This is a genomic window from Bacillus sp. z33, assembly GCF_058313615.1.
In genome coordinates this window covers 808,075-830,608 of the sequence record NZ_JBZFQN010000001.1, presented here as the reverse complement: position 1 = coordinate 830,608, position 22,534 = coordinate 808,075, and the positions used below count along the sequence as shown (strand labels likewise).

General features: G+C 37.5%; 25 protein-coding genes and 2 pseudogenes. 14 read left to right on the top strand and 13 right to left on the bottom strand.

The genetic code is table 11. The annotated features are described in order from the left end of the window. The first annotated feature begins 95 nt into the window (after positions 1 to 95). Positions 96 to 563, top strand: a complete 468-nt coding sequence (gene yiaA, locus AC4G3L_RS03900; RefSeq protein WP_491075659.1) for an inner membrane protein YiaA — start codon at positions 96 to 98, stop codon at positions 561 to 563. A 158-nt stretch (positions 564 to 721) separates the two neighbouring features. Here yiaA and AC4G3L_RS03895 read toward each other — a convergent pair whose 3' ends face one another. The 5 genes from AC4G3L_RS03895 to AC4G3L_RS03875 form a co-directional block, all read right to left on the bottom strand. Further along, positions 722 to 1,162, bottom strand: a complete 441-nt coding sequence (locus tag AC4G3L_RS03895; RefSeq protein WP_491075658.1) for a YybH family protein — start codon at positions 1,160 to 1,162, stop codon at positions 722 to 724. A gap of 236 nt (positions 1,163 to 1,398) precedes the next feature. Beyond that, positions 1,399 to 2,082 carry an amino acid ABC transporter permease gene (locus tag AC4G3L_RS03890; RefSeq protein WP_491075657.1) on the bottom strand — a complete coding sequence of 228 codons (684 nt, stop codon included), beginning with the start codon at positions 2,080 to 2,082 and terminating at the stop codon, positions 1,399 to 1,401. A gap of 20 nt (positions 2,083 to 2,102) precedes the next feature. Next, positions 2,103 to 2,963 (bottom strand): transporter substrate-binding domain-containing protein, encoded by an 861-nt coding sequence (locus AC4G3L_RS03885; protein ID WP_491075656.1) that lies wholly within the window; start codon positions 2,961 to 2,963, stop codon positions 2,103 to 2,105. A gap of 199 nt (positions 2,964 to 3,162) precedes the next feature. Further along, the gene (locus AC4G3L_RS03880) at positions 3,163 to 3,588 is read right to left on the bottom strand and encodes an HIT family protein (protein WP_491075655.1); all 426 of its coding nucleotides are present in this window, start codon (positions 3,586 to 3,588) and stop codon (positions 3,163 to 3,165) included. A 147-nt stretch (positions 3,589 to 3,735) separates the two neighbouring features. Continuing rightward, positions 3,736 to 4,833: a YkvI family membrane protein gene (locus AC4G3L_RS03875; RefSeq protein WP_491075654.1), complete on the bottom strand. Its 1,098-nt coding sequence runs from the start codon at positions 4,831 to 4,833 to the stop codon at positions 3,736 to 3,738. A gap of 193 nt (positions 4,834 to 5,026) precedes the next feature. Here AC4G3L_RS03875 and AC4G3L_RS03870 point away from each other — a divergent pair, with 193 nt between their 5' ends. The 4 genes from AC4G3L_RS03870 (at position 5,027) to AC4G3L_RS03855 (ending at position 9,482) form a co-directional block, all read left to right on the top strand. Further along, positions 5,027 to 6,001 carry an ADP-ribosylglycohydrolase family protein gene (locus AC4G3L_RS03870; protein ID WP_491075653.1) on the top strand — a complete coding sequence of 325 codons (975 nt, stop codon included), beginning with the start codon at positions 5,027 to 5,029 and terminating at the stop codon, positions 5,999 to 6,001. A gap of 265 nt (positions 6,002 to 6,266) precedes the next feature. Continuing rightward, complete coding sequence (locus AC4G3L_RS03865; RefSeq protein ID WP_491075652.1) at positions 6,267 to 8,024, top strand: DNA/RNA non-specific endonuclease; 1,758 nt, start codon at positions 6,267 to 6,269, stop codon at positions 8,022 to 8,024. A 4-nt stretch (positions 8,025 to 8,028) separates the two neighbouring features. Continuing rightward, on the top strand, positions 8,029 to 8,511 hold the full coding sequence (locus tag AC4G3L_RS03860; RefSeq protein WP_491075651.1) for an immunity protein YezG family protein: 483 nt from the start codon (positions 8,029 to 8,031) through the stop codon (positions 8,509 to 8,511). 461 nt (positions 8,512 to 8,972) lie between these two features. Beyond that, positions 8,973 to 9,482 carry an ankyrin repeat domain-containing protein gene (locus AC4G3L_RS03855; protein WP_491075650.1) on the top strand — a complete coding sequence of 170 codons (510 nt, stop codon included), beginning with the start codon at positions 8,973 to 8,975 and terminating at the stop codon, positions 9,480 to 9,482. A gap of 164 nt (positions 9,483 to 9,646) precedes the next feature. On the opposite strand, the pseudogene AC4G3L_RS03850 reads toward AC4G3L_RS03855, so the two are convergent. Further along, positions 9,647 to 9,742, bottom strand: a pseudogene (locus tag AC4G3L_RS03850) (polymorphic toxin type 15 domain-containing protein); the annotation flags it as partial. A 21-nt stretch (positions 9,743 to 9,763) separates the two neighbouring features. Here AC4G3L_RS03850 and AC4G3L_RS03845 point away from each other — a divergent pair. The 7 genes and pseudogenes from AC4G3L_RS03845 to AC4G3L_RS03815 all read left to right on the top strand — a co-directional run bounded on the left by AC4G3L_RS03845 (position 9,764) and on the right by AC4G3L_RS03815 (position 14,274). After that, positions 9,764 to 9,910 carry a polymorphic toxin type 15 domain-containing protein gene (locus tag AC4G3L_RS03845; RefSeq protein WP_491075649.1) on the top strand — a complete coding sequence of 49 codons (147 nt, stop codon included), beginning with the start codon at positions 9,764 to 9,766 and terminating at the stop codon, positions 9,908 to 9,910. Positions 9,911 to 9,922: 12 nt separating this feature from the next. Then, positions 9,923 to 10,465: a T6SS immunity protein Tdi1 domain-containing protein gene (locus tag AC4G3L_RS03840; RefSeq protein ID WP_491075648.1), complete on the top strand. Its 543-nt coding sequence runs from the start codon at positions 9,923 to 9,925 to the stop codon at positions 10,463 to 10,465. Positions 10,466 to 10,576: 111 nt separating this feature from the next. Next, positions 10,577 to 10,840: pseudogene (locus AC4G3L_RS03835) on the top strand (DNA/RNA non-specific endonuclease); the annotation flags it as partial. A gap of 17 nt (positions 10,841 to 10,857) precedes the next feature. Continuing rightward, positions 10,858 to 11,313, top strand: a complete 456-nt coding sequence (locus AC4G3L_RS03830; protein ID WP_491075647.1) for a DUF600 domain-containing protein — start codon at positions 10,858 to 10,860, stop codon at positions 11,311 to 11,313. 271 nt (positions 11,314 to 11,584) lie between these two features. Continuing rightward, complete coding sequence (locus AC4G3L_RS03825) at positions 11,585 to 11,725, top strand: DUF6985 domain-containing protein (RefSeq protein WP_491076232.1); 141 nt, start codon at positions 11,585 to 11,587, stop codon at positions 11,723 to 11,725. Between the two features lie 421 nt (positions 11,726 to 12,146). Then, positions 12,147 to 12,614, top strand: coding sequence for a DUF600 domain-containing protein (locus tag AC4G3L_RS03820; protein ID WP_491076231.1), 468 nt, complete (start codon positions 12,147 to 12,149; stop codon positions 12,612 to 12,614). A gap of 400 nt (positions 12,615 to 13,014) precedes the next feature. Beyond that, positions 13,015 to 14,274, top strand: coding sequence for a cytochrome P450 family protein (locus AC4G3L_RS03815; protein ID WP_491075646.1), 1,260 nt, complete (start codon positions 13,015 to 13,017; stop codon positions 14,272 to 14,274). A gap of 71 nt (positions 14,275 to 14,345) precedes the next feature. On the opposite strand, the gene AC4G3L_RS03810 is transcribed toward AC4G3L_RS03815, so the two are convergent. The 3 genes from AC4G3L_RS03810 to AC4G3L_RS03800 all read right to left on the bottom strand — a co-directional run bounded on the left by AC4G3L_RS03810 (position 14,346) and on the right by AC4G3L_RS03800 (position 16,701). Beyond that, positions 14,346 to 15,080, bottom strand: a complete 735-nt coding sequence (locus AC4G3L_RS03810) for a glucose 1-dehydrogenase (RefSeq protein ID WP_491075645.1) — start codon at positions 15,078 to 15,080, stop codon at positions 14,346 to 14,348. A 288-nt stretch (positions 15,081 to 15,368) separates the two neighbouring features. Beyond that, positions 15,369 to 15,764 (bottom strand): SpoIIAA family protein, encoded by a 396-nt coding sequence (locus AC4G3L_RS03805; protein WP_491075644.1) that lies wholly within the window; start codon positions 15,762 to 15,764, stop codon positions 15,369 to 15,371. 355 nt (positions 15,765 to 16,119) lie between these two features. Beyond that, on the bottom strand, positions 16,120 to 16,701 hold the full coding sequence (locus AC4G3L_RS03800; protein WP_491075643.1) for a TetR/AcrR family transcriptional regulator: 582 nt from the start codon (positions 16,699 to 16,701) through the stop codon (positions 16,120 to 16,122). A gap of 350 nt (positions 16,702 to 17,051) precedes the next feature. On the opposite strand from AC4G3L_RS03800, the gene AC4G3L_RS03795 reads away from it, so the two are divergent. Both AC4G3L_RS03795 and AC4G3L_RS03790 read left to right on the top strand, forming a co-directional pair. Beyond that, complete coding sequence (locus tag AC4G3L_RS03795) at positions 17,052 to 17,639, top strand: NAD(P)H-binding protein (protein ID WP_491075642.1); 588 nt, start codon at positions 17,052 to 17,054, stop codon at positions 17,637 to 17,639. Continuing rightward, positions 17,614 to 17,943, top strand: a complete 330-nt coding sequence (locus AC4G3L_RS03790) for a hypothetical protein (RefSeq protein ID WP_491075641.1) — start codon at positions 17,614 to 17,616, stop codon at positions 17,941 to 17,943. The genes AC4G3L_RS03795 and AC4G3L_RS03790 overlap by 26 nt, the downstream gene beginning before the upstream one ends. A 319-nt stretch (positions 17,944 to 18,262) precedes the next feature. Here the strand turns inward: AC4G3L_RS03790 and AC4G3L_RS03785 are convergent, their stop codons facing one another. From AC4G3L_RS03785 to AC4G3L_RS03770, 4 genes are all read right to left on the bottom strand, one after another. Then, positions 18,263 to 18,712, bottom strand: a complete 450-nt coding sequence (locus AC4G3L_RS03785; RefSeq protein WP_491075640.1) for a DUF3021 domain-containing protein — start codon at positions 18,710 to 18,712, stop codon at positions 18,263 to 18,265. A gap of 10 nt (positions 18,713 to 18,722) precedes the next feature. Continuing rightward, entirely contained in the window at positions 18,723 to 19,163 is a 441-nt protein-coding gene (locus AC4G3L_RS03780; RefSeq protein WP_491075639.1) for a LytTR family DNA-binding domain-containing protein, read from the bottom strand. 323 nt (positions 19,164 to 19,486) lie between these two features. Next, positions 19,487 to 20,548, bottom strand: coding sequence for a YkvI family membrane protein (locus AC4G3L_RS03775; protein ID WP_491075638.1), 1,062 nt, complete (start codon positions 20,546 to 20,548; stop codon positions 19,487 to 19,489). 505 nt (positions 20,549 to 21,053) lie between these two features. Then, the gene (locus AC4G3L_RS03770) at positions 21,054 to 22,382 is read right to left on the bottom strand and encodes a trypsin-like peptidase domain-containing protein (RefSeq protein ID WP_491075637.1); all 1,329 of its coding nucleotides are present in this window, start codon (positions 22,380 to 22,382) and stop codon (positions 21,054 to 21,056) included. Positions 22,383 to 22,534: the final 152 nt, after the last annotated feature.

Sequence of the window (22,534 nt, the reverse complement as noted above, 5' to 3'; positions counted from 1 at the left end):
GTACTAATTTGTAAGAATATTCTATATAATAGATATGGAGGCGGAATTCCGCTTTACATCGTGCATATTTATATAGAGAAGAGGTGGAAGGTTTAGTGTCTAATGAGAATGAGTATTTAGTAGATAACGAACAAAGTGTTGCTAAAAAGAAAGTCGAACGACATCCGGGGGAACCGACGGGAGCTTTTAAAGGTGCTACGTGGGCGGCTTTATTAGTAGGAGTTGCTGCTTATCTCATAGGTTTATTTAATGCTTCGATGGAATTAAATGAAAAAGGGTATTATTTTGCAATATTAGTATTTGGACTTTATTCAGCTGTATCCTTACAAAAAGCGGTTAGAGATAGAGATGAGGATATACCTGTGACAGCCATTTATTATGGTATCAGTTGGTTTGCTCTTATTGTAGCGATTGCCTTGATGGGCATTGGGCTGTACAATGCAGGAAGTATTGATTTGAGTGAAAAAGGATTTTATGGCATGTCATTTGTATTAAGTGTATTCGCTGCCATAACCGTTCAAAAAAATATTCGAGATACACAGAAAGCCAAAGAACGAGACTAGTCTTATCCATTCTGTATAACTCGTGATTTATTCAATCTAAGGGGCTGACCATCAGCCTCTATTTGTTTTCAACAGTAATAGCCTTTTCACTAAACAAGGATTATATCTTGGACTGGAATCATAGTAGTTGATTATATGGTATTAAAAGAGTTTGTTTTTTACTTCAAGTTAAAAATGCCCTTGCCAGTTTCTTTATTTATAGGCAATGATGAATGTTCATGAGCTATGACCCAAGATTCATTCACTTTTTTTAAACCATATGTGAACCGATTTGTAATTTGACGAAGTTTTTCACCAGATTCTTCTTGGTGAGCAGCAAAGGTTACAGCACAATGTACATATGCGAGATGAGAATTTTCTTCAATTACTAGGTCATTAAAATCAACTTTAAGTAAAACACCATCCTCACTCAATCCATTAAACCACTCCACAACACCTTTCTCCCATGCAGAAATACCCTTACTCTCCCAGTTCACCCAGCAATCATAAATATGTATTTCGGAAGCATACATGGATAAGAATTTTTCAACATCTTTTTCGTAAACGGCTGTTTTGTAATTATTAAGTACGTCTTGAACTTTGAAAAAACTTTCTTTCAATATGTGCATCTCCTTCACTAAATTCATAAATGTAAGAATGTTACTTTAGATACATTCTATACTCAAACGTATCTTCCTTCTTTACTTACTCCCAGCCTTTGCTTTATTTAGTATTTTAAGTGTATGATAGGCCGCTGGAGCATTTTTGGATTGTACGAAAAAAATGCCTGGAGCATCTCCAGGCATTTTCGGTATTGCATTTACTCTTGTGTGCAAAACAGTCGTACTAATCTATTCTATTTTTGTAAATATACTTCTGCTCTTTTCTCCAAATAGCGCTGCAAAAAAGATACCGCCGCACATATGCACCAATAGATGATGGCAACAAGTATGTACATCGTCATATAATCAAATTCCCGTCCTCCAACAATTTTGGCATGCTGAAAAATTTCAGGTACCGTAATCATTGCCGCTAATGAAGAGGCTTTAATTAAATCCAGCAATACATTAGAAAGAGGGGGAAGTGCAATCCGTACAGCTTGTGGAAGAATGATGCCACCCATGGTTTTCCAGTAGGATAAACCTAATGATTGAGAAGCCTCCCATTGTCCTTTATCGACAGATCCAATTGCAGAACGATTGATTTCAGCAATATAAGCTGCACTGTTGATACTGAAACCAATGATAGCTGCTTGCATGGCGGTGAATTCAATGCCGATAATCGGAAAGCCAAAATAAAGAATAAAGATGATAACAAGAATAGGTACGCCGCGCATAAAAGAGATATACATGCTGGCTGGCCAGCGCAATAATTTACTTTTCGAGCTCCGCCCAAGTGCTAAAAAGAAACCTATTACTAATCCAAAATCCATACTGATAAATGAAATCAAGAGGGTATTCGATAATCCTTCAAGAACATATGGCAATGAATCAAGCGCTAATTCTGGATTAAATAGGTATTGCCATTGAATATCTGCCATGTTGATTCCCTTTCAACCACTTATTTAGCTGAGTCGAATTGAACTTCCTTTGTGACATCTGCTCCATCATAGAATTTTTTTGAAAGCTCCGACATCGTCCCATCAGACTTCATTTCTTCCAATACTTGATTTATTTCTTTTAGTAATTCACTATTATCCTTTTTCATCAAAATGGCTTGATTACTAGGATTATATCTTATATCCGGATGAACCGTAATATCGAATTCAGGGAATGCAGCAACTGCTAAACGCTGAGTATAATAATCATTAAGAATAATATCTGTTCTCCCAGTGGATACATCTCGCAAATACTGATCATTTGTCGCATTGTCGTAGATGACTTCTTCTGCATCGTGTTCCCGAGCTACTTCCATATAGGTAGTGGTTGCTTCACCAGCAGCTTTTTTACCTTTTAAGCTATCAAGATCTTTGATGCCGGATAAATCAGATTTCCTCACAATGGCTGCACCGTAGGAATGTTTGTAGGGATCAGTGAAAGCAAATTTCTCTTTTCTCTCATCTGTAGCCGTAATATCATTCACAGCAATGTCTGCTTGTCCGTTGTTGATGGAGGACAGCATTCCATCAAAAGCCATTTCGACAAATTCTACTTCCAGGTTCAATCGCTTGGCTATTTCTCGTGTCACTTCCACGTCATAACCGGTTAATTCATTAGATTTTGAATCATGATAGGAAGCAGGATATAAAGTACCGGAAGTCGCAACTTTTAATTTGCCGGCTTCTTTAATGGTATCCCAACCGCTCGTTTCTTCTTTTTTACTTTCTTCGTTTTTGTCACTGCTGCATGCGGCAGCAACCAAAGCCAAGATTGCAATTGTCAGAATGGATAGAAGACGTTTAAATCTATTTTTATTTGCCATTTTTTCACCTCGACTACCATTATATCCCGAAAAAAATGTATATGTCATCTGAGATTAAAAAGGATCATACATAATAAACTCTAGAGTGGTGTTTTTGGGTAATTTCTTTTTGTCATAAATCGTTGATATGTAATCCAACATAAAAGAACAAATGCCGGAATTAAAAAAATGTATTGGGGGACAAAAAAAGCTGTGGAAACTAATCCAAAGCCTTTATCATTTCAATCATTTTCCTTTTCGTCTCTTCTAGATCATGTTCCTGATCGACGAGTGTTTTTCCATCTTCAGAATAAAAATCCGCAAAGTTTTGACCTTTATATCTAGGAACAACATGCATATGAAAATGGGTTAATTCATCAAAAACTCCACCGTTTTGACAGATAGTAATTCCATCAGAATTGAACAAATTCTTTATCGCTTTTGATATCATCTTTGCTGCCATCATGACCGAGTTTGCGGTATTTTCGTCCAACTCATCAAAATATCGAATATGTTTTTTAGGCAAAATTAAAATATGTCCTTCATTATAAGGATCATGATCCAAAATACAGCAAATATAATCATCCTCAAATACCGCATGAACATTTTCTTCTTTATTTGCTAATTTACAGCCAAAGCAGTTCATTTCAGAGCCCCCCATTTACATTAAATTATATACATAATTCAAAAAAGTGAGGAGGAAAATTTTATAAAACTAACTACTTCATTCCATAGAAAATAAGATTAAAAAACCCCCGTACCTATAAGCGGAACGGGGGGTCACTTCAATGATTTAAACTACTTTCTTTTCTTTTTCATCCATAGAGTTTATCCGTTTAATTTCAGGAGCATGATGCTTAGATTTAATCCAGGACCAGCCAATGGCTGCGAGTAGAATAAATCCGACATAGCCCATGATTGGGTATACTGTATTGACCAATGTACTGAAACCTGCAAAGCTAAGGCCAAAACCGATTACTCCGAAGATAACGACTGAAGGGTGAAAGAAGCGTCCTTGTGGAATAAGCCGTACTGTAAACGCATAAAACATTCCCACACATGTATTGTAAATCATCGCCAGCAGAATAATAGATAATAGGTTCCCAATGAATGGCGAGATATTATTCGCTAAAAATAGAGTAGGCATCTCTACAATTTGCATATTGGGCATATCAGTCATCATGCCTATATTGATCAGCAGCAAGAGTACACCAAGCAGGATACCGCCGATGATACCGCCAATAGCTGCCTGCTTTTTATTTTTTAACGTTCCGCTAATAACAGATAGCATGGAGAATCCGACTGCAACATTAAAGGATACATAAAGCAATGCAGACATGAACCAATTTGAAGCAGCTGCTTTGTCCAAATCAACGTTCCGCTCTATTTCCATAGGGTTAATACCATTGGTAAATAGCGCATGTCCTGCAATGAAAATCATAATGACTAATAAAAATGGTGTGATTGAGCCGATAATTCCAATGATTTTTTCTACTTTTAACAGCATAGTCAAAACAGTGATAACAGTCATAAACATCGAACCCCAAAAGGCAGGAATGCCAAACTGTTGTTCAACAATCGATCCAGAGCCTGCGATCATGATTACACCAACACCGAATAAAAAGAAAGATAGAATAATATCCACTGCCTGACCAAGAAAACGTCCGCAAAGAACTTCAATTATTTCTTTATGTGAGGTGGCTTGCATATGGCTGCCCAACTGTGAAAGCTGCATAGCAATAAGAGAGAATAATACGGTCGCCAGCAAAATGGCCGGTATGCTATAAAAGCCAAAATTCGTAAAAAACTGCATGATTTCTTGACCAGAGCCAAATCCAGCTCCAACAATAACGCCGACAAATGCACCGGCAAGATATAAACTTTGTTTCATTTTATCAGTCCTTTGTATAGGGATTTTAAAGAGATATCTGTTAATTAAGTATTTTGATATATTAACATATTATCTGTTTTATCACAAATATCAGAAAATATTATTCGATTTTTAGATGGGATAATAATTACCGTTTTAGAAAAAACAATTCATTTGATAAAATGAATGAAAAGGCGGTATCGGAGGAGAAAATATGACCCCAAAAAGTAATTTGATTCCAGCAGAGAGAATAAAAGAAACGTTATATTCTACTATTTTAGGTGGCATTATCGGGGATGCTCTTGGTGTGCCGGTGGAGTTTAAAGCGAGAAATGCGGGCGTTACAGATATGATTGGGTATGGAACTTATAATATGCCTCCAGGAACATGGTCCGATGATACATCATTGACAATGTGTCTGATTGAAAATCTAATAGAAGAAAAAGATGAAACGGATTTGATGAACCGTTTTGTTGCCTACCGTGATCAAGGGTATTGGACACCATATGGGGAGATGTTTGACATTGGCATTGCAACCGTGACGGCTATTGACCGTTTTAAGAAAGGTATACCGGCTGTCCAATGTGGAGGAAAATCGGAATACGATAATGGAAATGGTGCGCTCATGCGTATAGCTCCTCTTGTCTTTACATTATGGCAAGAGACTGATTTTCAGATGAGGAAAAAGGAAATAGAGCGCATTGCACACGTGACCCATGGCCATCCAAGATCTACACTTGGTACGATGATCTACGTCGAATTCTTATTAAATTTATTCCATAAACATTCTCCCGCGGATTCATTGGAAATGGCTATCAACATATGCCAGAAAGAACTCGCCTTAGAGGATGTGTATACACGTGAGTTTGATGCATATGAACGAATCTTTAATCGAAGCTTACTGGAAGCTCAACGTGATGATATTCGCTCAGATGGCTATGTCGTTCATTCGCTTGAAGCAGCATTCTGGTGTTTCTTTAAACATCCTACGTATGAAGATGCTGTACTTGAAGCAGTTAATCTGGGCAGTGATACGGATACGATTGCTTTTATAACTGGTACAATGGCTGGTATGTATTACGGAATGGACAATATACCAAAAAAATGGGTGAATACACTGGTCAGTAAAGATAAAATCGTTAACCTTTGTGATCGTTTTTATGCCTATTGCGTGGAGAAGGCGAACTAATCTTAGAAAAGAATATATGATGAATATTTAGCAAGGACCAGTACAAAAGTCATTTTTCATAGACTTTTGTACTGGTCCTTTTTTGTTGTATTTTATGCTATTTGTCCTATTAATTTTACTGATCCGTTGGGTGAAAAGATTCATTTTATAAATGATTAAAAGGGATTAATTACCACGTGGAGAATAAAAGATAGAAGACTGTCTAATGAGAACGAATCATCCTAGAGAAGCAACATGGACCTATAGATCAGGAAAGGGGTCTTCTATGGATGTGAAATATATTCCTGCCGATTGGGAAAAAATGCGAGCGGGACTTGGTGACTTATTAGGTCATGGATTTGGGGCTGGATTTTTTGATCATTTAAAGGATGTTAATGAAGTATTAGAAGATGCAGAAAGAGACATTGCAAAATATGACGTCGACGGTGTGATTTCTTTCCATCACACAAGCCAAAAAAGTCACTATAATAGCTTATCTGATGATTTCTCTGTTTTACACCGCTTTACGGGGAAAGTTGGGGATATTGTAGATCGGACGATTGATGAGCCGTTCTATAAGGACATGGATGATTTTGTCCAATCCGTGCGAGACCTTTCTATTTCGACTTATACAACTGACAATCGAATAGGCGCCAAAGAGATGGTGCAATATGGTTACGGGGCGGGCACAACTAGAATGGAAGTGCCGAAAACGGAAGTAGGCATCGATGATTTATTGAGCGGTGGCAATTTTTATGCGGATCAGATGAAACAACAATTTGAAGAATGGAAGGTCAACAATCCAGATCAAGAGATATCCGAAAAGGAATATCGAATGGCTGCAGTCAACTCGCGAGCCTTTGAGTATGAATCGATCCGGGATCAACAGGAAAACAAGGAATTTTGGGTAGGAATTGCAGCCCTTGTTGTGATAGTGGGGGTATCTCTAGTATGCCCCCCAGCTGGAATCGCATTAGGGGCAGCTTATGGAGCAATGGAAATCACTTCCGCTATATCTGGGAAGGATATAGTTTCCGGCAGGGAATTAAGCACATCAGAGCGTTGGACAAGGGGATTGTTAGCGCCGCTTGATATTATCCCTGCTGCAGGAGCTGTCTCCAAATTTGCCAAGGGAGTCAAATTTGCTCATCTTGGGAAGCGTATGGGACAATTAGGAGCAGGAATACGAACAGCTGGCGCCACTATCGCCGCTGGTACTCAGCGAGTCAGGCACCTGGCCAATTCTGCCTCCGATTTTGCCACTACTAGGCTAAGAAGTGCGACAAATGCCATAAATGATGCCAAAAATGTAGCTGTCCATAAAGTGGCACGGGATTTCGTCGATGTCGGAAGAGCAGTCGATACCGGGATAACCTGGTCTAAGAACTTAAACCTCGGAAGACAAGTTGCAACCCCTGAAGGTTTCGGATTCAAAGAAACATTTGAAAACACGCATACGTATGAAAATAATCTAAAAGATTTTTTGAGTCGGTTTGAAGGGATTAATTTAAAGCCTGCGGGTACCGGTAATAGTGTTAATGAAGTTAGAGAAATTGACTTTGGTAAGCACATAATAAAAGGAGAAAATGGTAAAAAACAACTTATTCCTAACACTAGGTATATAACTAATGATCATTACACATATGCTACTGATGAACTTGGACGTATTATAAATGTAGAAGCTCCTGAGCTCATATTAAAAAAGGCTGATAGAAATAAATATGCCCAGGCTAATGTAGGAGGAAAAGATAGATTATCAGATGATGATGGTGGTCACTTAATTGGAGCACAGTTTAATGGACCTGGCGATATCGACAATCTTGTCCCGCAAAATAGCCAGATTAATAGAAGGGGTGGAGTCTGGTATGAAATGGAGACTGAGTGGGCTAAGGCTTTAAAAGATGTGCCTCCAAAGAAAGTCACTGTTAATATTAGACCAATTTATTCAAATAACTCAATGAGGCCTGATTCATTTATAGTAAGATATAATATTGAAGGAAAGCGTCAGGTTAGATTAGAAATATTAAATAAAAAAGGAGGTTAAGTATATGAATTTTGAGATGGAATTAAATAATCTATATAAACAAATTGCGGAACAAGTAAACGATATGATTCCAATTGAATGGAACGAATTTTATTTTAATGGTGAAGTGAAAGATAAAGAAGGTGGAGTTTTCTTCTTTTTTACATCGAATGAGAATAAAGATGAACCAGTGTATTCGCATGATATACCAAATTTATATCAATTAAATGAGAATGCTTATGATGATGCACTTCATAAATTGTTTAAATTAACTGTTAAACTTCAAGAGGTATTTATTGATAATGATCAAGAGCCGTGGTTCTCAGTCACATTACTAGTTAATAATAAAGGCAAATTAAATGTTCACTTTGATTATACTAATTGGCATAATAGTGATTTTGGACCAACGGATAGAATTGACTATTTTGAGTATAAATATGTGAATAAAAATAAAGAACCGCAAGACTTAGACTTAATAGAAAAGATGAAGGAATTTGAAGAAAAGTAAGCCTAAAAGCACTTGATTGTCTATGGTTTAGATAACAAGTGCTTTTATGTATGCTAGTTTCCAAACTATTAAGGAATATGGTTATGATAGTTTTTGCCACTGTTGGGTACGAAGTGCGACAAATGCCATAATTGATGCTAAAAATGTAGCCGTCAATAAAGTGGCACGGGACATCATATTTTATTTAAATTAGGTCTTGGTCAGAAGCAACAAGAACTTGTTCGAGAAGGTTAAGATATATTAGAAAAGTTTGGAATAGAACCGATCATTGGTAAAGAAAATCTTGTTTGAGCACCAAATAGAATTGCTGGACAACATAACATAGAACGTCTTCAACATCTTGTTGATAAGTTGAAAGAAGTAGATAGTTTTGGTGGAACTCGTGAAAAAATGGTTGAAATGCTTGAACTTCTTGGTGAAGAAGGAGCGTCAATGAAATAGTAATGTTTTAGGAGGACTTTATGGATGATAAGGAGAAAGCAATAAAAATCTATGATTTAATTAAGAATGGCAATATAGAACAAGCGAAAGAGATAATTATTACTAATAAAAGTTTGCTTGATTTTATAACACCTTTTGGAACTTGGCTACATGTTGCGAGTAGAGCTGGTAAACTTGATATGATAAAATTTCTAGTTCAAACTGGCATGGATATTAACATAAACGAAGGTGTACCAAAGTCCGCGCCTATTGCACATGCAGCTAGTGAAGGTCAAATTAGTATTGTAGAGTACTTATTTGATAATGGTGCAGTATTAGATGTTAGTGACCCAAATAGAAACCCTCTATTCTCAGCGATTTACGGTGGTCACCTTGATATTGTGAAGTATCTTGTTCAGAATGGTATTGATATTACAGTTAAGTATACAGGAGATACTATGAAAGATATGGATGCTTATGCATTCGCCATTGAAAGAGGGCAAACAGAAATTGCTGTATATTTGAAGCAAAAGATGGAGGAAAAAGAATAGAGTAAAAGTGATCTAAGCCATAAAATAGTCACGAATTAAAAATGAAGCACTTGATTGCCTTTTGAACTGCTCCTTAAAAGTTAGATACCATTCTAACTTTTAAGGGGCGTTTTTTAGAATAAACTGCAAGTTATATTGCTAGACTTTGAAAAATAGAGAAAGATTTATTGCTGAGAGAGAGCAATAGAAGGTAATGCTGTGCAATTTCCACCTGCTATCTGGTCTGGATTATGAAGTGCAGCTTGGGTATTTAGCCATTCTTTAGCTTAATAATAGGAGGATTGGAGGATAAAGGTATAAATTATTCGATTGGTTCCCAATGGAGATATAGAATTAATGTCGTTGATGAACAAATAACGGAAATGGCTAAAAATATGACACCTGAGGGAATAAAAAAAACCCATCTGAATGTGAAATTAACACACTAAGGAGATTATTTAATGGAAAATATTTTAAGAGATTTTAAATTAAATAGTAAGGTATCTAACGAAATTGTCGAGAAATATAAAAATCTAGTCCCAAAAGAAATAATCGATTTGTGGGAGGATTATGGATTTGGAACCTTTATGCAGGGATATTTTAAAAGTGTAAATCCAGAGGAATTTAAAGAGATTGTAGAGGAAAGTAGTCAAAGATATAAGGATTCAATCGTGCTGTTTGCTACGGCCATGGGAGATTTAATTATCTGGTCAGATGGGTATGTTAGACTTCTTAATTACAGACATGGTTTAGTAAAGACAATTATGTTTACATTTGAATTTTTCTTTCAAAATATTTCTGACCCTGAATTTAGAGATGAAGAATTGTCTTGGCAACCTTATCCCCAAGCACTTAAACAAAATGGTGATTTGGAGTATGATGAATGCTTCGGTTATACACCTCTCTTAGGTCTAGGTGGACCAGAAAAAGTTGAGAACCTAAAGAAAGTCAAATTGAAGGAACATATTCTTATTATTACTGAATTTATGGGATCTGTTCAGTAATATTTTGATAAGCTCTAGATTTCATTACAGACAACCTGTGCTTTTTTAATACACATGCACATCTATTTAAAAAAGGATTTGGCATAGACTGGCACACAGCAAAAATATACCGACCATGCAGGACATTTAGCAGGCGAGAGATTTGGAGGATTACGAGAACTTGATAATCTAGTTTTACAATTATCAGATGTTAATTTAAAGCAATATAAGAAAATTAAAGATGAATGGGCTGCAGCTTTAAAAGAAATACCTCCCAAAAAGGTTACGGTTGATGTGGGAATAGTTTACACTGGGAATGGCATGCGTCCAGAGAAATTTATAGTAAATTATACTATTGATGGTGAATGGAACAAAGAAGTTCTTCTAAATATCTAGGGAGTGATTATAGGATTATGAAAGAATTTGAAGATAAATTTAGTGAATTGCAAGCAGATATGATTTCTATTTGTATGGAATTTGTTGAAGATCGAGCGGATAGAGTATATGTTTATGCATCATGTGAAGAAAGTGTTATTTCCAGTAGATACTTTTATTTGATTAACAATAAGTACGTAAAGAGTCATAAAGTAAATGATGCGTTGGAAGATGGAGATGAAAAATATGATGTATCTCCAGAACGAGGATTTATGGTTTTAGATATCATAAATGAGGATATTGAAAAAATAAAATTATTGTGTAAGGAATATAAAAGAGATATGCCAACGGAGATGAAATTAATATATGATGTTAAGAGTGGCCGCTTTAAAGCTGAATACAAGTATGAATTAATTTATACTAATCATGATACTAAAACAGCCCGTCAGATTGCTGAGGAGTGGTTTGAGGAGATAAAAAGTAACAACCTTTAAAAGTTTATACGTGCCATGAATTTGTCCTGATAAAAGGCTATTAATGTGAGTTAAATCAGATTAATAGATGTTTTTTATAAAAAGTATTTGATTATGAATTGCCCCTTAAAGGTTAGGAAGGTTTCTAATTTTTAATGGCGTTTTTTAGAATAAACTGCAAGTTATATTGCTAAATTGTGAAAAATAGTGAAAGATTTTTTGCTGAGGGGAAGAGCAATAGAAGGCATGTCTGTGCAAAAAGTGCTAGAGAAGAAGCTTATACAAAAAGTAAATTGTAAGAAGAGTAAGGAAGAATGGAAAAAGAAGATTAGGTTTACTTTGTGATGTGTCTTGGGATATTGCAAATGGATTAGGAATAAAAATTGAAGATGAAATTGTAGAAGAAGTAGGTTATCAAGATATTGTACTATAATTCATCTGTTTTTAATGAACTAAGATTGACATTGAATGGCTAATAGACCGTTCGGTTTTTTTATGGGAGTAATAAATAAATCTTTAAATGGGATAGTAGGTGCCACAAAGATGGGTACGCTTAAAGATGATATTCAAAATAATATTTTTATTGTGATAAGCTTTCTGAGGTTGGTAAAAAATGCATTATTTGGGTGTTGATACAATTTAAGGCTGTGGAATATGAAGGTGGAGACTTTGAAGATATTGTGGAAGTACTTGAAGGGATCCACAAGGTGGGGCACCTATCAGTCCCTTAGATACTTAGCAAAATCAATTTTTAAATACGGTGGAGATAGTTCAAGACCATCGGAATTTATCGTAAATTACGAGATAGATGGAGATTATTATGAAATAAATATATTAAATTAGGAGTGGACATACTGAGTAAAGAATTTGAAGATCATTTTAGTGGGTTACAGGCAGATATAGTTTCGATTTGTTTAGAGTATGTTTTTGAAAGAGCTAATAAAATATATATATATTGTTCACATGAGGAAGGTCTTATCGCAAATAACTTTTTTTATAATATTAATGGAAATATTGTCGAGAAACATAAGCTCAATGATGCATTAGACAAAGATGATGCCGGTTTTTCTTATGATGTATCAGTGGAGCGACAAAAAGGAGTTGTTAGAATTATAAATGAAAATATTAAGGAAATGATTAAATTATGTAAAGAATATAATTATGAGATGCCGACAGAAATTAAGATGGTTTATGATGTGAAAGCAAATAAACTAACTGCAGATTATAATTATGAGCTTGTATATACACATGATGATACTAATAAAACGGCAAGTTCTATTGCTAGATTGTGGTTTGAAAAAATTAAAAAGGAAAATAATTAGCATAATGATAAATGCCACAATCTCATGTACTAAATAATACGGAACTACTAATCAGAAAGACCTCTTACAAAAGTCTGTTCAATATGACTTTTGTAAGAGGTTCTTTTTTTATTGGATAAGGTATTATTTATCCTATCCACCTTATAGCTAACCAGAAATAGATATAGTTTAAAGGACATCTATTTGCATGTGGCATGACGGAACTTTTCATGCTGCCCCTTCTTTATACCTACACGAAAAAAGTACTTTACTCGCATTTACTCTGTGGTAAAGGAGTAGTACTCTAAAAATAGAATGCACAAATTAAAGTACTATAAACAGAGTATTTTAGTTTTCTTGAATGAATAATGAGAATGAAAATAAAAAATTTGAGAAACTATTTCGGAAGGTAGGTAGACTAATGAATAAGACAGATGAAATGGTATCCAATCAGGTTCTGGGTGTATTAAGTGGAAAAAGCAATGAAGACCCGTTTTCTATATTTGCAAAAATGCGCGAGATAGGACCAGTCGTTTCTATTCCCAACCCTTTAGGAGAAACAGATCGTCAAGCTTGGATGGTTGTACATATGAATGAAGCGATTCAAATTCTTAAAAACCATAAACAATTCACTGTAGATCCAGCCTCTATTGAAGGAGAAAAAGGTTTTAGAGATAAGATTAAGAGTGAGGAAGATTCCTCAGCACCAGATACCTTCTTTACCGGCAAATCTATGCTTTTTGTAGATGGAATAGACCATAGAAGATTACGTATGTTGGTCTCAAAAGCATTTACACCGAGATATATGGAAGGATTACGACCACGTATTCAAGAAATCGCGGATGAATTATTGGATAAAGTTCAATCTAAAGGTGAAATGGATCTTGTAAAAGACTATGCTTACCCATTACCAATCAATGTGATTTCAGAAATGTTGGGTGTGCCACATGCCGATCGTGAAAATCTCAATATATGGTCCTCTGCGATTGCGAAGGGGATGGGATGGGGAAGACAAGACCCTACTGTAGTAGCGCATTTACAGGAATTTGGAGAATACACGAAAAGCTTGGTTGCGAAAAAGAGAGAAAATCCTTCTGATGATTTAATTAGTCAGCTAATTGCCATTGAAGAAGAGGGAGAACGTCTAGATGAATCAGAATTAATTTCAATGATTACTTTATTAATTTTTGCTGGGCATGAAACAACATCCAACTTAATCGCAACGGGGTCGATGCTACTATTTGAACACCCAGAACAACTTGAAACATTAAAAAATGACCTGAGTTTAGTACCATCAGCTGTGGAAGAATTATTACGTTTCAACGGTCCATCTACCAGTGTTGGTCCACGCTTTGCAAAGGAAGACGTAGAAATAAGTGGCCAGAAAATCAAAAAAGGAGATATGGTTCTTGTGATGGTAAAAGCCGCTAATCGTGATGAAGAGGTATTTACTGATTCAGAAGGTTTAGATATTAAGAGGAAAATTGATCAGCATCTTGCCTTTGGATATGGCCTGCACTCATGTCTGGGATCTCCGCTTGCGCGCGTAGAAGGAGATATTGCATTCACTACACTTTTAAAACGTTTCCCTAACTTAAGACTGAATGTACCACAGGATAAAATTGAATGGCAATTTGCTCTTTCCTCACAGGGGCTTGATTCACTTCCTGTTGCTTTTTAGTTTAAAGTAGGTTGATAGTACGTAAAAAAGCCACAACCTTTAATTAAAGGTTGTGGCTTTTAGTGTTAAGTTTATTGTGCTGTTAAACCGCCATCAATGATGAATTCACTACCAGTTGAGTAGCTGGACTCATCAGATGCTAAGTAAAGAACTAAGTTTGAAACTTCTTCAGGTTGAGCTACACGTTTAAGAGGGATGTGTTTAGCAAATTCCTCGACTGCAGCTTTTGTATCTTCTTGTACAACCATTGGTGTAGCAATAACGCCTGGGTGTACAGAGTTTACGCGAATTCCATAATTTGCACATTCGATTGCAGCTGCTTTTGTCATACCGCGAACAGCAAATTTAGTATCTGTATAACCGATGGCACCAGCTACCATTCCGTTCATGGATGAGATATTAACAATGGATCCGCCACCAGCTTTTTGCATAGCCGGAACTACTGTTTTTATTCCTAAGAATACAGAAACTTGGTTAATATCAACGATACGACGATACTCTTCTTCAGTCACTTGTAAAAGAGATTTAGCCATTGTAATACCAGCGTTATTGACCAACACGTCCACTTTACCGAATGCTTTTTCTGCTGCTTCTACAACCTTAGCCCAATCTTCAGCACTGGTTACATTTTGTTTTACAAATAAAGCGTTTTCTCCAAGTTCTTCTGCCAATGCTTTACCTTTTTCTTCATTAAGATCAGTTAAAACTACTTTCGCGCCTTCTTCCAATAATTTACGGGCATGTGCTGCACCCATTCCTTGAGCTGCCCCAGTGATAATAGCAACTTTACCTTCTAGACGTGCCATAATGGCATTCCTCCTTGTAGCCTAATTTCTAATATTAGGCATATTATCCTACACTTATAAATTATCAAATAAACGGTCTATTTGTCTAATAATTATGATTATATCATTATATTTCCATAATATGTAGCTTAATGGATTATTATTGTCTAAAGTAACCAGTACTAGTGGTTTACTTATGCTTCAAGCTTTACAGAATCTATATTACTCTGTTGTAAGGATAGCAGTAGAATCATGAAGAAAGGGCATAACAGAAAAAATCCCCATTAATAATGGGGAATCAACTGTGTACTAAAGAATTATGTTTGTTGGATCATCATGTTTCTTGTTATTATCGAGAATCCAATTCCATGCCTTGTTCAGCTGACCAGTTTCAAAATGCTTTGTTTTAATGCCTGGTACAAAATTACTGAGAGTTGCAATCATAACGGACCAGCTATTATCTGCTACAATCGCTATTTTTTTAAATTGATTTATACGTTTCGTATCAAATTTTATCCCCTGTGCCAAACCCTTTAGGCTGGCTCCATCTACATTATCAATGACAGCCAGTATATTGAATTCCTTGCCATCAACAATATGTTCTTTTACAAATTGATCTAGTTTACGGGCATCTTCTTTGGTCGATTTACCGGACATCTCTACCGCAATAGTGGAAGGGTCCTTACTTGGTAAGAATGTAAGCATCTTCTATTCCTCCTTATAAATCGTTCTCTTACACAATTCCCCAGTAGAATGATCTCAAACCAATAATTGTATATTACATTTATCCATTCAGCGTTTACATTGTTTAATCTACTATACCTATTTAGTAAATATGTTGTGTTTCTTTAAATATGCAAACTTCATCGGATGGTTAGTTGGTTCAAGGAGATTGACTACACCATGAGCCACGTTTAAAAGAGTTATTAAGATATACAAATAATTTTGTAAAGTTTAAAATAAGCGTAATTCTATATATAACATCTTCTCATCTCGATTTTAGATGTCCAATCTATTGACAAGGTCCAAAGTCTATCCGAGCTGATATCCATCAGATGGGTTATACCATTACGGGTTCCAAACCCGCCGCTACAACCACCAACACATCTCGCACCATCGCTTCCGCCGTGCGATTTTGAGGACTTCGACTCCACTGCATTGCTGACCCAAATATGCCCCAACTTATGACGAGGGCCGTGGTTTCCACAATCTCTTGCGAGACAGAAGTATTCGACTCTTCACTCAACCATTTAAACAGGAGTTGATGAAGTTCTTTTTGCATCGCGATTTCAAACAGCGGTTCAAACTGACTGTCCGCTGGAGTCATGTACTGTCGAGTACGGGCAAGAAAATCGAAAACGGTTAGAATGAGGGTTCGCAAGCTATTAATATCCGATAATGAAAGATTTGGTAATTGGTTCTTCAACTTCCTCTGAAATTTTTCCCTCATCCAACACTCAAGAAATGCAAATTTATCTTCGAAGTGTGCATAAAATGTGGAGCGATTTACAGTCGCTCGCTCTGCAATGTCTTGTACTGATATGGAGTGAATATTCTTCTTTTGTTCAAGCAGTTCCATAAAGGACTGCATTAACAACTGATGCGTGCGTTTCACGCGGGGATCGTTTGCATTTACTGGCATGTTCCATATCACTCCTCCATTTAGGAATACTCAGGGAATCCACTATAGATACTAAACAAAGACAACAAAAACGCAGAGATGTAGTCTATACAACAATAACGACCATTTGCTGATTGCCCGGATCGCTCAAACGGCCTATCATTATATATACATGAAATTGATACTAAACAACAGGGTAATATACAAGAAATTGATATCTAAACAACAGTGTCGTAAGAAAGGATGATTTGTGTGGAAGCAAAGATAACGCGATTTAGAGGACCTAATGTCATTGAAGAAAAGGAACTACCAGTCCCTCGACCGCAACAAGCCAACGAGTTACTGGTCACTCTCTCTTGGAGGTGGTTTTCATGATCGTCGTCACCACTCCCACCGGCCAGATCGGCCAGCAGGTTCTCGACCACGTCCTTGACAGCGCAGAGGCGATCCGCGTGATCGCGCGTGATCCCTCACGTCTTTCCCCGCGTGTGCGCGAGCGCGTTGAGGTCGTGCAGGGGTCGCACGACGACATTGATGTCGTCACGGAGGCGTTCGCAGGCGCTGACTGCGTGCTCTGGCTGGTGCCCCCGAACCCAAGTGCCGAGAGCCCCAAAGGCCACTACCTGAATTTCTCCCGGCCGGCGTGCGAGGCGATAAAGAGCCAGGGCGTCAAGCGCGTGATCGGCGTCTCCAGCTTGGGTCGCGAGTTCGGCAAGAACGCCGGGCTGCTGTCGCCTGCGTTCGCGATGGACGATCTTATCGAAGCCACGGGCGTGAGCTACCGAGCGCTGCGCATGCCGTTCTTCATGGAGAACTTGCTCAACCAGGTCGAGGCGATCAAGAGCCAGGGGATGTACTTTCTTGCGAACTCCGGAGATCGCAAGCTCGCGACCTGCGCCACCCGCGACCTGCGCCACCCGCGATATCGCCGCGGTGGCTGCCAAGCTTCTGCTCGATAACTCCTGGAGCGGCCAGGACAGCGTCCCGGTGGTCGGTCCCGACGATCTGTCCCCCAACAACATGGCGCAGATTATGTCCCAGGTGCTGGAGCGGCCGGTCCGCTTTCAGCAGGTCACCGGCACGGACTATAAGGCGACAATGATGCGGTACGGGATGACCGAGGCATGGGCGCAGGGCCTGGTCGACATGGCGGTGGCCCAGGATCAGGGCATCTACAACAACGAGTTGCGCACCGCGCAGCCTACTGCCACCAGCTTTTTCCAGTGGTGTGAGGAAGTGCTCAAGCCATCCGTTCTAGCTTGAGCACCACCGTGACAAGTTTGTCTTTACAACAGTAACGGTAAATCGATAAGAATCTCATTTTAATAGAATAATTCAAGCTATATTCTTTTACAAACAGGTGCCCCTATTAGGTAATAGGGGCACCTGTTTGCTTGTTGTAGTAATTAACTTAATGAGTGAATCATTATCGCATACCGGGTATCGATCCTTTAACAGCTTACATCCGTATTCCAGTGTTTTAAAGATGAGAGTTTAACAAAGATAGTTAACTTAAGGAAAAAGTGAAAGATGCCTGCACCTTTTCCTTTTTTCTATATTTAAGAGCAGGGGAGTGGGAGATTTAGGATTTGTTTAATGAATCGTTTAAACGAGTGATTTTTCGTTTCCAAAATAAATATTGGCTGATCCAGATGATTAAGTAGATGAACCCGAAGATAAGAAAGTAGAGAAAGAATCCTTTAAAGGTATGTTCCATCCAATGGGAGTAATAGGCGATGGGAAACATGGCGATGGTAACTAAGCAAAAGTGTAAGGTTGTTTGTTTGGTAAGGCTCCAATGATCCTGTTCAAAAATGATAGAGCCGGCGGCAAAGGCGATTCCTAATAGTCCGCTTAAAATAAATTGAAGCAGATAGGCATCTAATTCTGTACCCACGGTCTCAATTAAGCTTGGTACCACAGCGTAAAACGTCCCATCACCAATGCCAAATGAAATGCAAAGGGTTATGAAGGTTGAGATAAATACGCCTAGTGGAAATCCCAATGCACCTCTTATGATAATTGTTTTCATCTTCATCACCTCATATTCCTAAATATTTTTTTATCTTATGGATATAACGCCGCGAGACATAGGATTGTTCGCCTGAATCGAATTTCAGAGTGATTGTTCCGCTGATACTCATATCCAAGCTTTTGACTTTTTCAAAATTAACAATCTCAGAGTTTGAAATTCTAATAAATTGTTTGTGAGGGATCATTTCTTCTAATTGGTATAATCTTTGGCGCAAGCGCAATTTTTCATTTGGTACTTGTGCGTAAACATATTGACCCTCTGTATAGATTCGGAGGATATCTTCCTGGCGTATTAAAACAATTTCATCTTCTTTATAACCCATCAATGATTGGTTTTCAGTACCTGACAATTTTTCAAGTAAACTCGAAATTTCTTCTGTCATCTCCTTTGCATATATGACGATTTTGGGTTCTTCACACTCCCTGTCTAACTGGATTTCAATCTTCAAATTTTCACCCCCAATGTGTCGTTTCGATCTATCCTCATTATAGGTAGCTATTGGTCATGATTCTACCTCATTTATCTAACTGGTTACTTTCTTATTATAAATGGAAGAAATGGGTAAATAGCTTTGTAAACTAATAATCGTTAAGAGATACTTTTCCTCTGATGAGTAGTCTTTAATATTCCTGTACCCTATATGTAGAGCGAAGGAAGGGGGTGTGTAGATTTGTATCATAAGGTAGAGCTTATGCTCAAAAAGATATCGACTGTAGCAAAAAGGGATTCATCAAATTTGACGAATCCCTTTTCTTTTACAGTGGATTTCTATTAATCCTTATGATCTTTTATCGTCTTCATTCTAATGGAGGCGATAATGAGTACGACAATTAAAATCATTCCCAAGTATCCAAACAGTGGGTAGAAAAAGGAAACTAACTGCTTGAACCCCATGAAGCTTGCGGCAAAGGCAACAAGTACGGAGACGATTACGAACCAGTTGTATTTTTTCGTTTTTGGGGCAAAGAAGCGTGTCCCAAACGAAAAGAACATACTGACAGCTGAATTAAAAATCATGCCGAACAGAATGAGGGAATAAAGAATTCCAAAAAGCGGCGATATTAGATTGGCCAATCCCAAGGAAGGCATATCCAAGTGTCCTACCACATCAACTTTTGCAAAGATAGCCAGATGATGCAAAACGATTAATATTCCAACACCTAATCCTCCTACCAGTCCTCCAATTGAAGCGATTTTCTCATTGGGTTCATCTCCACCCATGACCAATGTCATGGATGCGCCCATTGCGATCGCAAGTGAAACATAATTAATGAGAGAAGTCAGCCAATGATTGGTAGCGGAAGGCTGTTCGTTCGCTAGGGAATCCAATTCCATGAAAGAATAATCCATGGTCATCATACTATGTATAAATAATACGACTACTCCAATTATGAGAAAAGGAGTGATCATCGCGATCACCTTTACAACCCGGTCTACGTCGGAAAGGATTGTGATTAAAATGAGAACCGTCATGAGGATGATACCAACGTAACTTGGCAATCCAAACTGCTGGCTGAAAATTGACCCTGAACCGGAAATCATGACAACTCCAATTCCAAAAAGGATAAATACGAGGATATAATCGATGAGAACGCCGAGGTAACGTCCGCTGATTTTATAGATAACTTCCTTATGTGAGTCTGTCTGAAGCCGGCTGCCCAGCTTCGTCAAAACCATTCCCAAATATCCAAACAATAGGATTGAAATGATGGAACCAATCGTTCCTTTCATACCGAAACTAGTAAAATACTGTAGAATTTCTTGTCCTGATGCAAAACCGGCACCTATAATAATTCCCATAAATGCACTGGCTATTTTAAAAATATTCTTCATGTTTCCTCCATTCATAGATGTGTGTTAAGAATTTGAGGAAATTTTCAACCAAAGTATATGAAGTAAAAAAAGTCCTCAATTAAACCATTTTCCCTACATAAACAGTGTTAAACATAAAACATCTAATTTAGTAGGATTTTCTTGTGAATCCATAAATGATAAATATAGGTAAAGGGGGTAGGAAAATTTTATATTTTACTATCATAGTCTAGGGAAGCGCTGATTTTAGAAATCAGCAGAAGTGAAGGGTCCGGGTTATTGTTCACATGTTTAAGATTCGAGGCATAGCTGAGAGTTTAAGGGGATTATTGTATTTTATTATAATAAAATGCCCCAAAAGATAAAGCATAACTTTTGGGGCATACACACACCATTATAGGCTTATTCATTGCTTCCTTAGTGAAAATTAATAGAAGGAAGAATATATCCTAAATCTTCTAACATACTGTCATTATAGTTGATTCATTAAATACCATACTGTTTTTTTCAGTCTGTTATCGTAAACTTATTCATTTACATCGCTCTCAAGATCTGTTTCATCCGCCATGTCAGATGAATCTGTTTCGCTTTCCGGTTCTTCCTCCATTATTTCGTCATCGGTAGAGGGTTCCGTATCTTCTATGGGTTCTTCATAAATATCCTCTGTATTCTCCTCTATGATTTCAGTGTCTTCTTCTATTTCTTCATAGTTATCTGATTCCTCATATTCTTCATTGTCAGTGTATTCATCATCATAATAAGATTCATCATATTCGCTTTCCGTTTCATCGTACTCGCTTTCATATTCATCCTCATATTCGGTGTCTTCGTATTCATCCACATAAGAATCGTCGTATTCTTCATAATTGTCATCGTAGTCCTCATTGTATGAACCGCCATCAAAGTATCCTTCGCTGTCATAGAGGTCTTGGTAAAAATAGAGACCTTCTCCATTATAGAAGAGTTGATGAATCTCTTCTTCGCTCATTGGAGAGGATGACCATTGGTTGATCGTATCCATGACTTTAAAAAGTGGGATGCTGAAACCAATGCTGTCTTCGCCATTCATTTTGGCGGAATTAATAGCAATGACTTTTTCGGTTTTCTTGTCTAGTAAGGGACCTCCGCTGCTACCCGGTGCAAGTGGAGCTGAAATTTGGTAAATGCCATCATATAAATGGGGCTCGATGACGAACGTTCTATCCACGCCACTGATATTTCCCAATGTCGCCGTATTTTCTAATCCTATAGGACTTCCCAGCGCAATTATTTCATCACCCAATTGAGATTCACTGGTGGTTTCAAGAGAGAGCGGCGTTTGATCAGCCAATTCTGGCACTCGGATTAAAGCTATATCGACCTCGTTACTGTAACCGATGACGGTTCCTTGGTATTCTTTACCGTCATAATCTTGGATGGTGGCCATTGTGCTCCCTTCAATAACATGAGCATTTGTTAAAATGTCACCTTTTTTATTAATGAGGAATCCAGATCCCTGTGAGAAGTCATTCGTAATCGTAAATACTTTAGATAGAGATTCTTCAATAATCTGTGAGACTTCCTTAGGAGCTGCGTTGGTTTTCTTGGCTACAGCCTTTGGCTCTGTCTGTTTGACTTCTTTTGTTACAGTTTCTGTTTTGATTGGTTCCTGTTTCGTTTGGACGGGTTGTTCAGCTTGTTTTGGAGGATTTAACATCAAGTATCCCAAGTAGGAAAATACACCTATGCATATAGCGGTAAGGAAAGCTGCTCCCCAAAGTAAGAATCTATTGGTTTTTGATCTTGTTTTGTGACCACAGGCAGGACAATAACTGGAACTTTGCGGGATGGACTCTCCGCATTTTGAGCAAAACATTTTACACACTCCTTATAGGGTCTAATGTACTAATATAAGTTTAATAGATAAAGGTGGTTTTTACAATAAAAGGAAAAAATAAATAGGTTCAGTTGAAAAAAGTGGCATATTATTTTATTAAATATGAAGCCGTTATGGATAACACATAGATC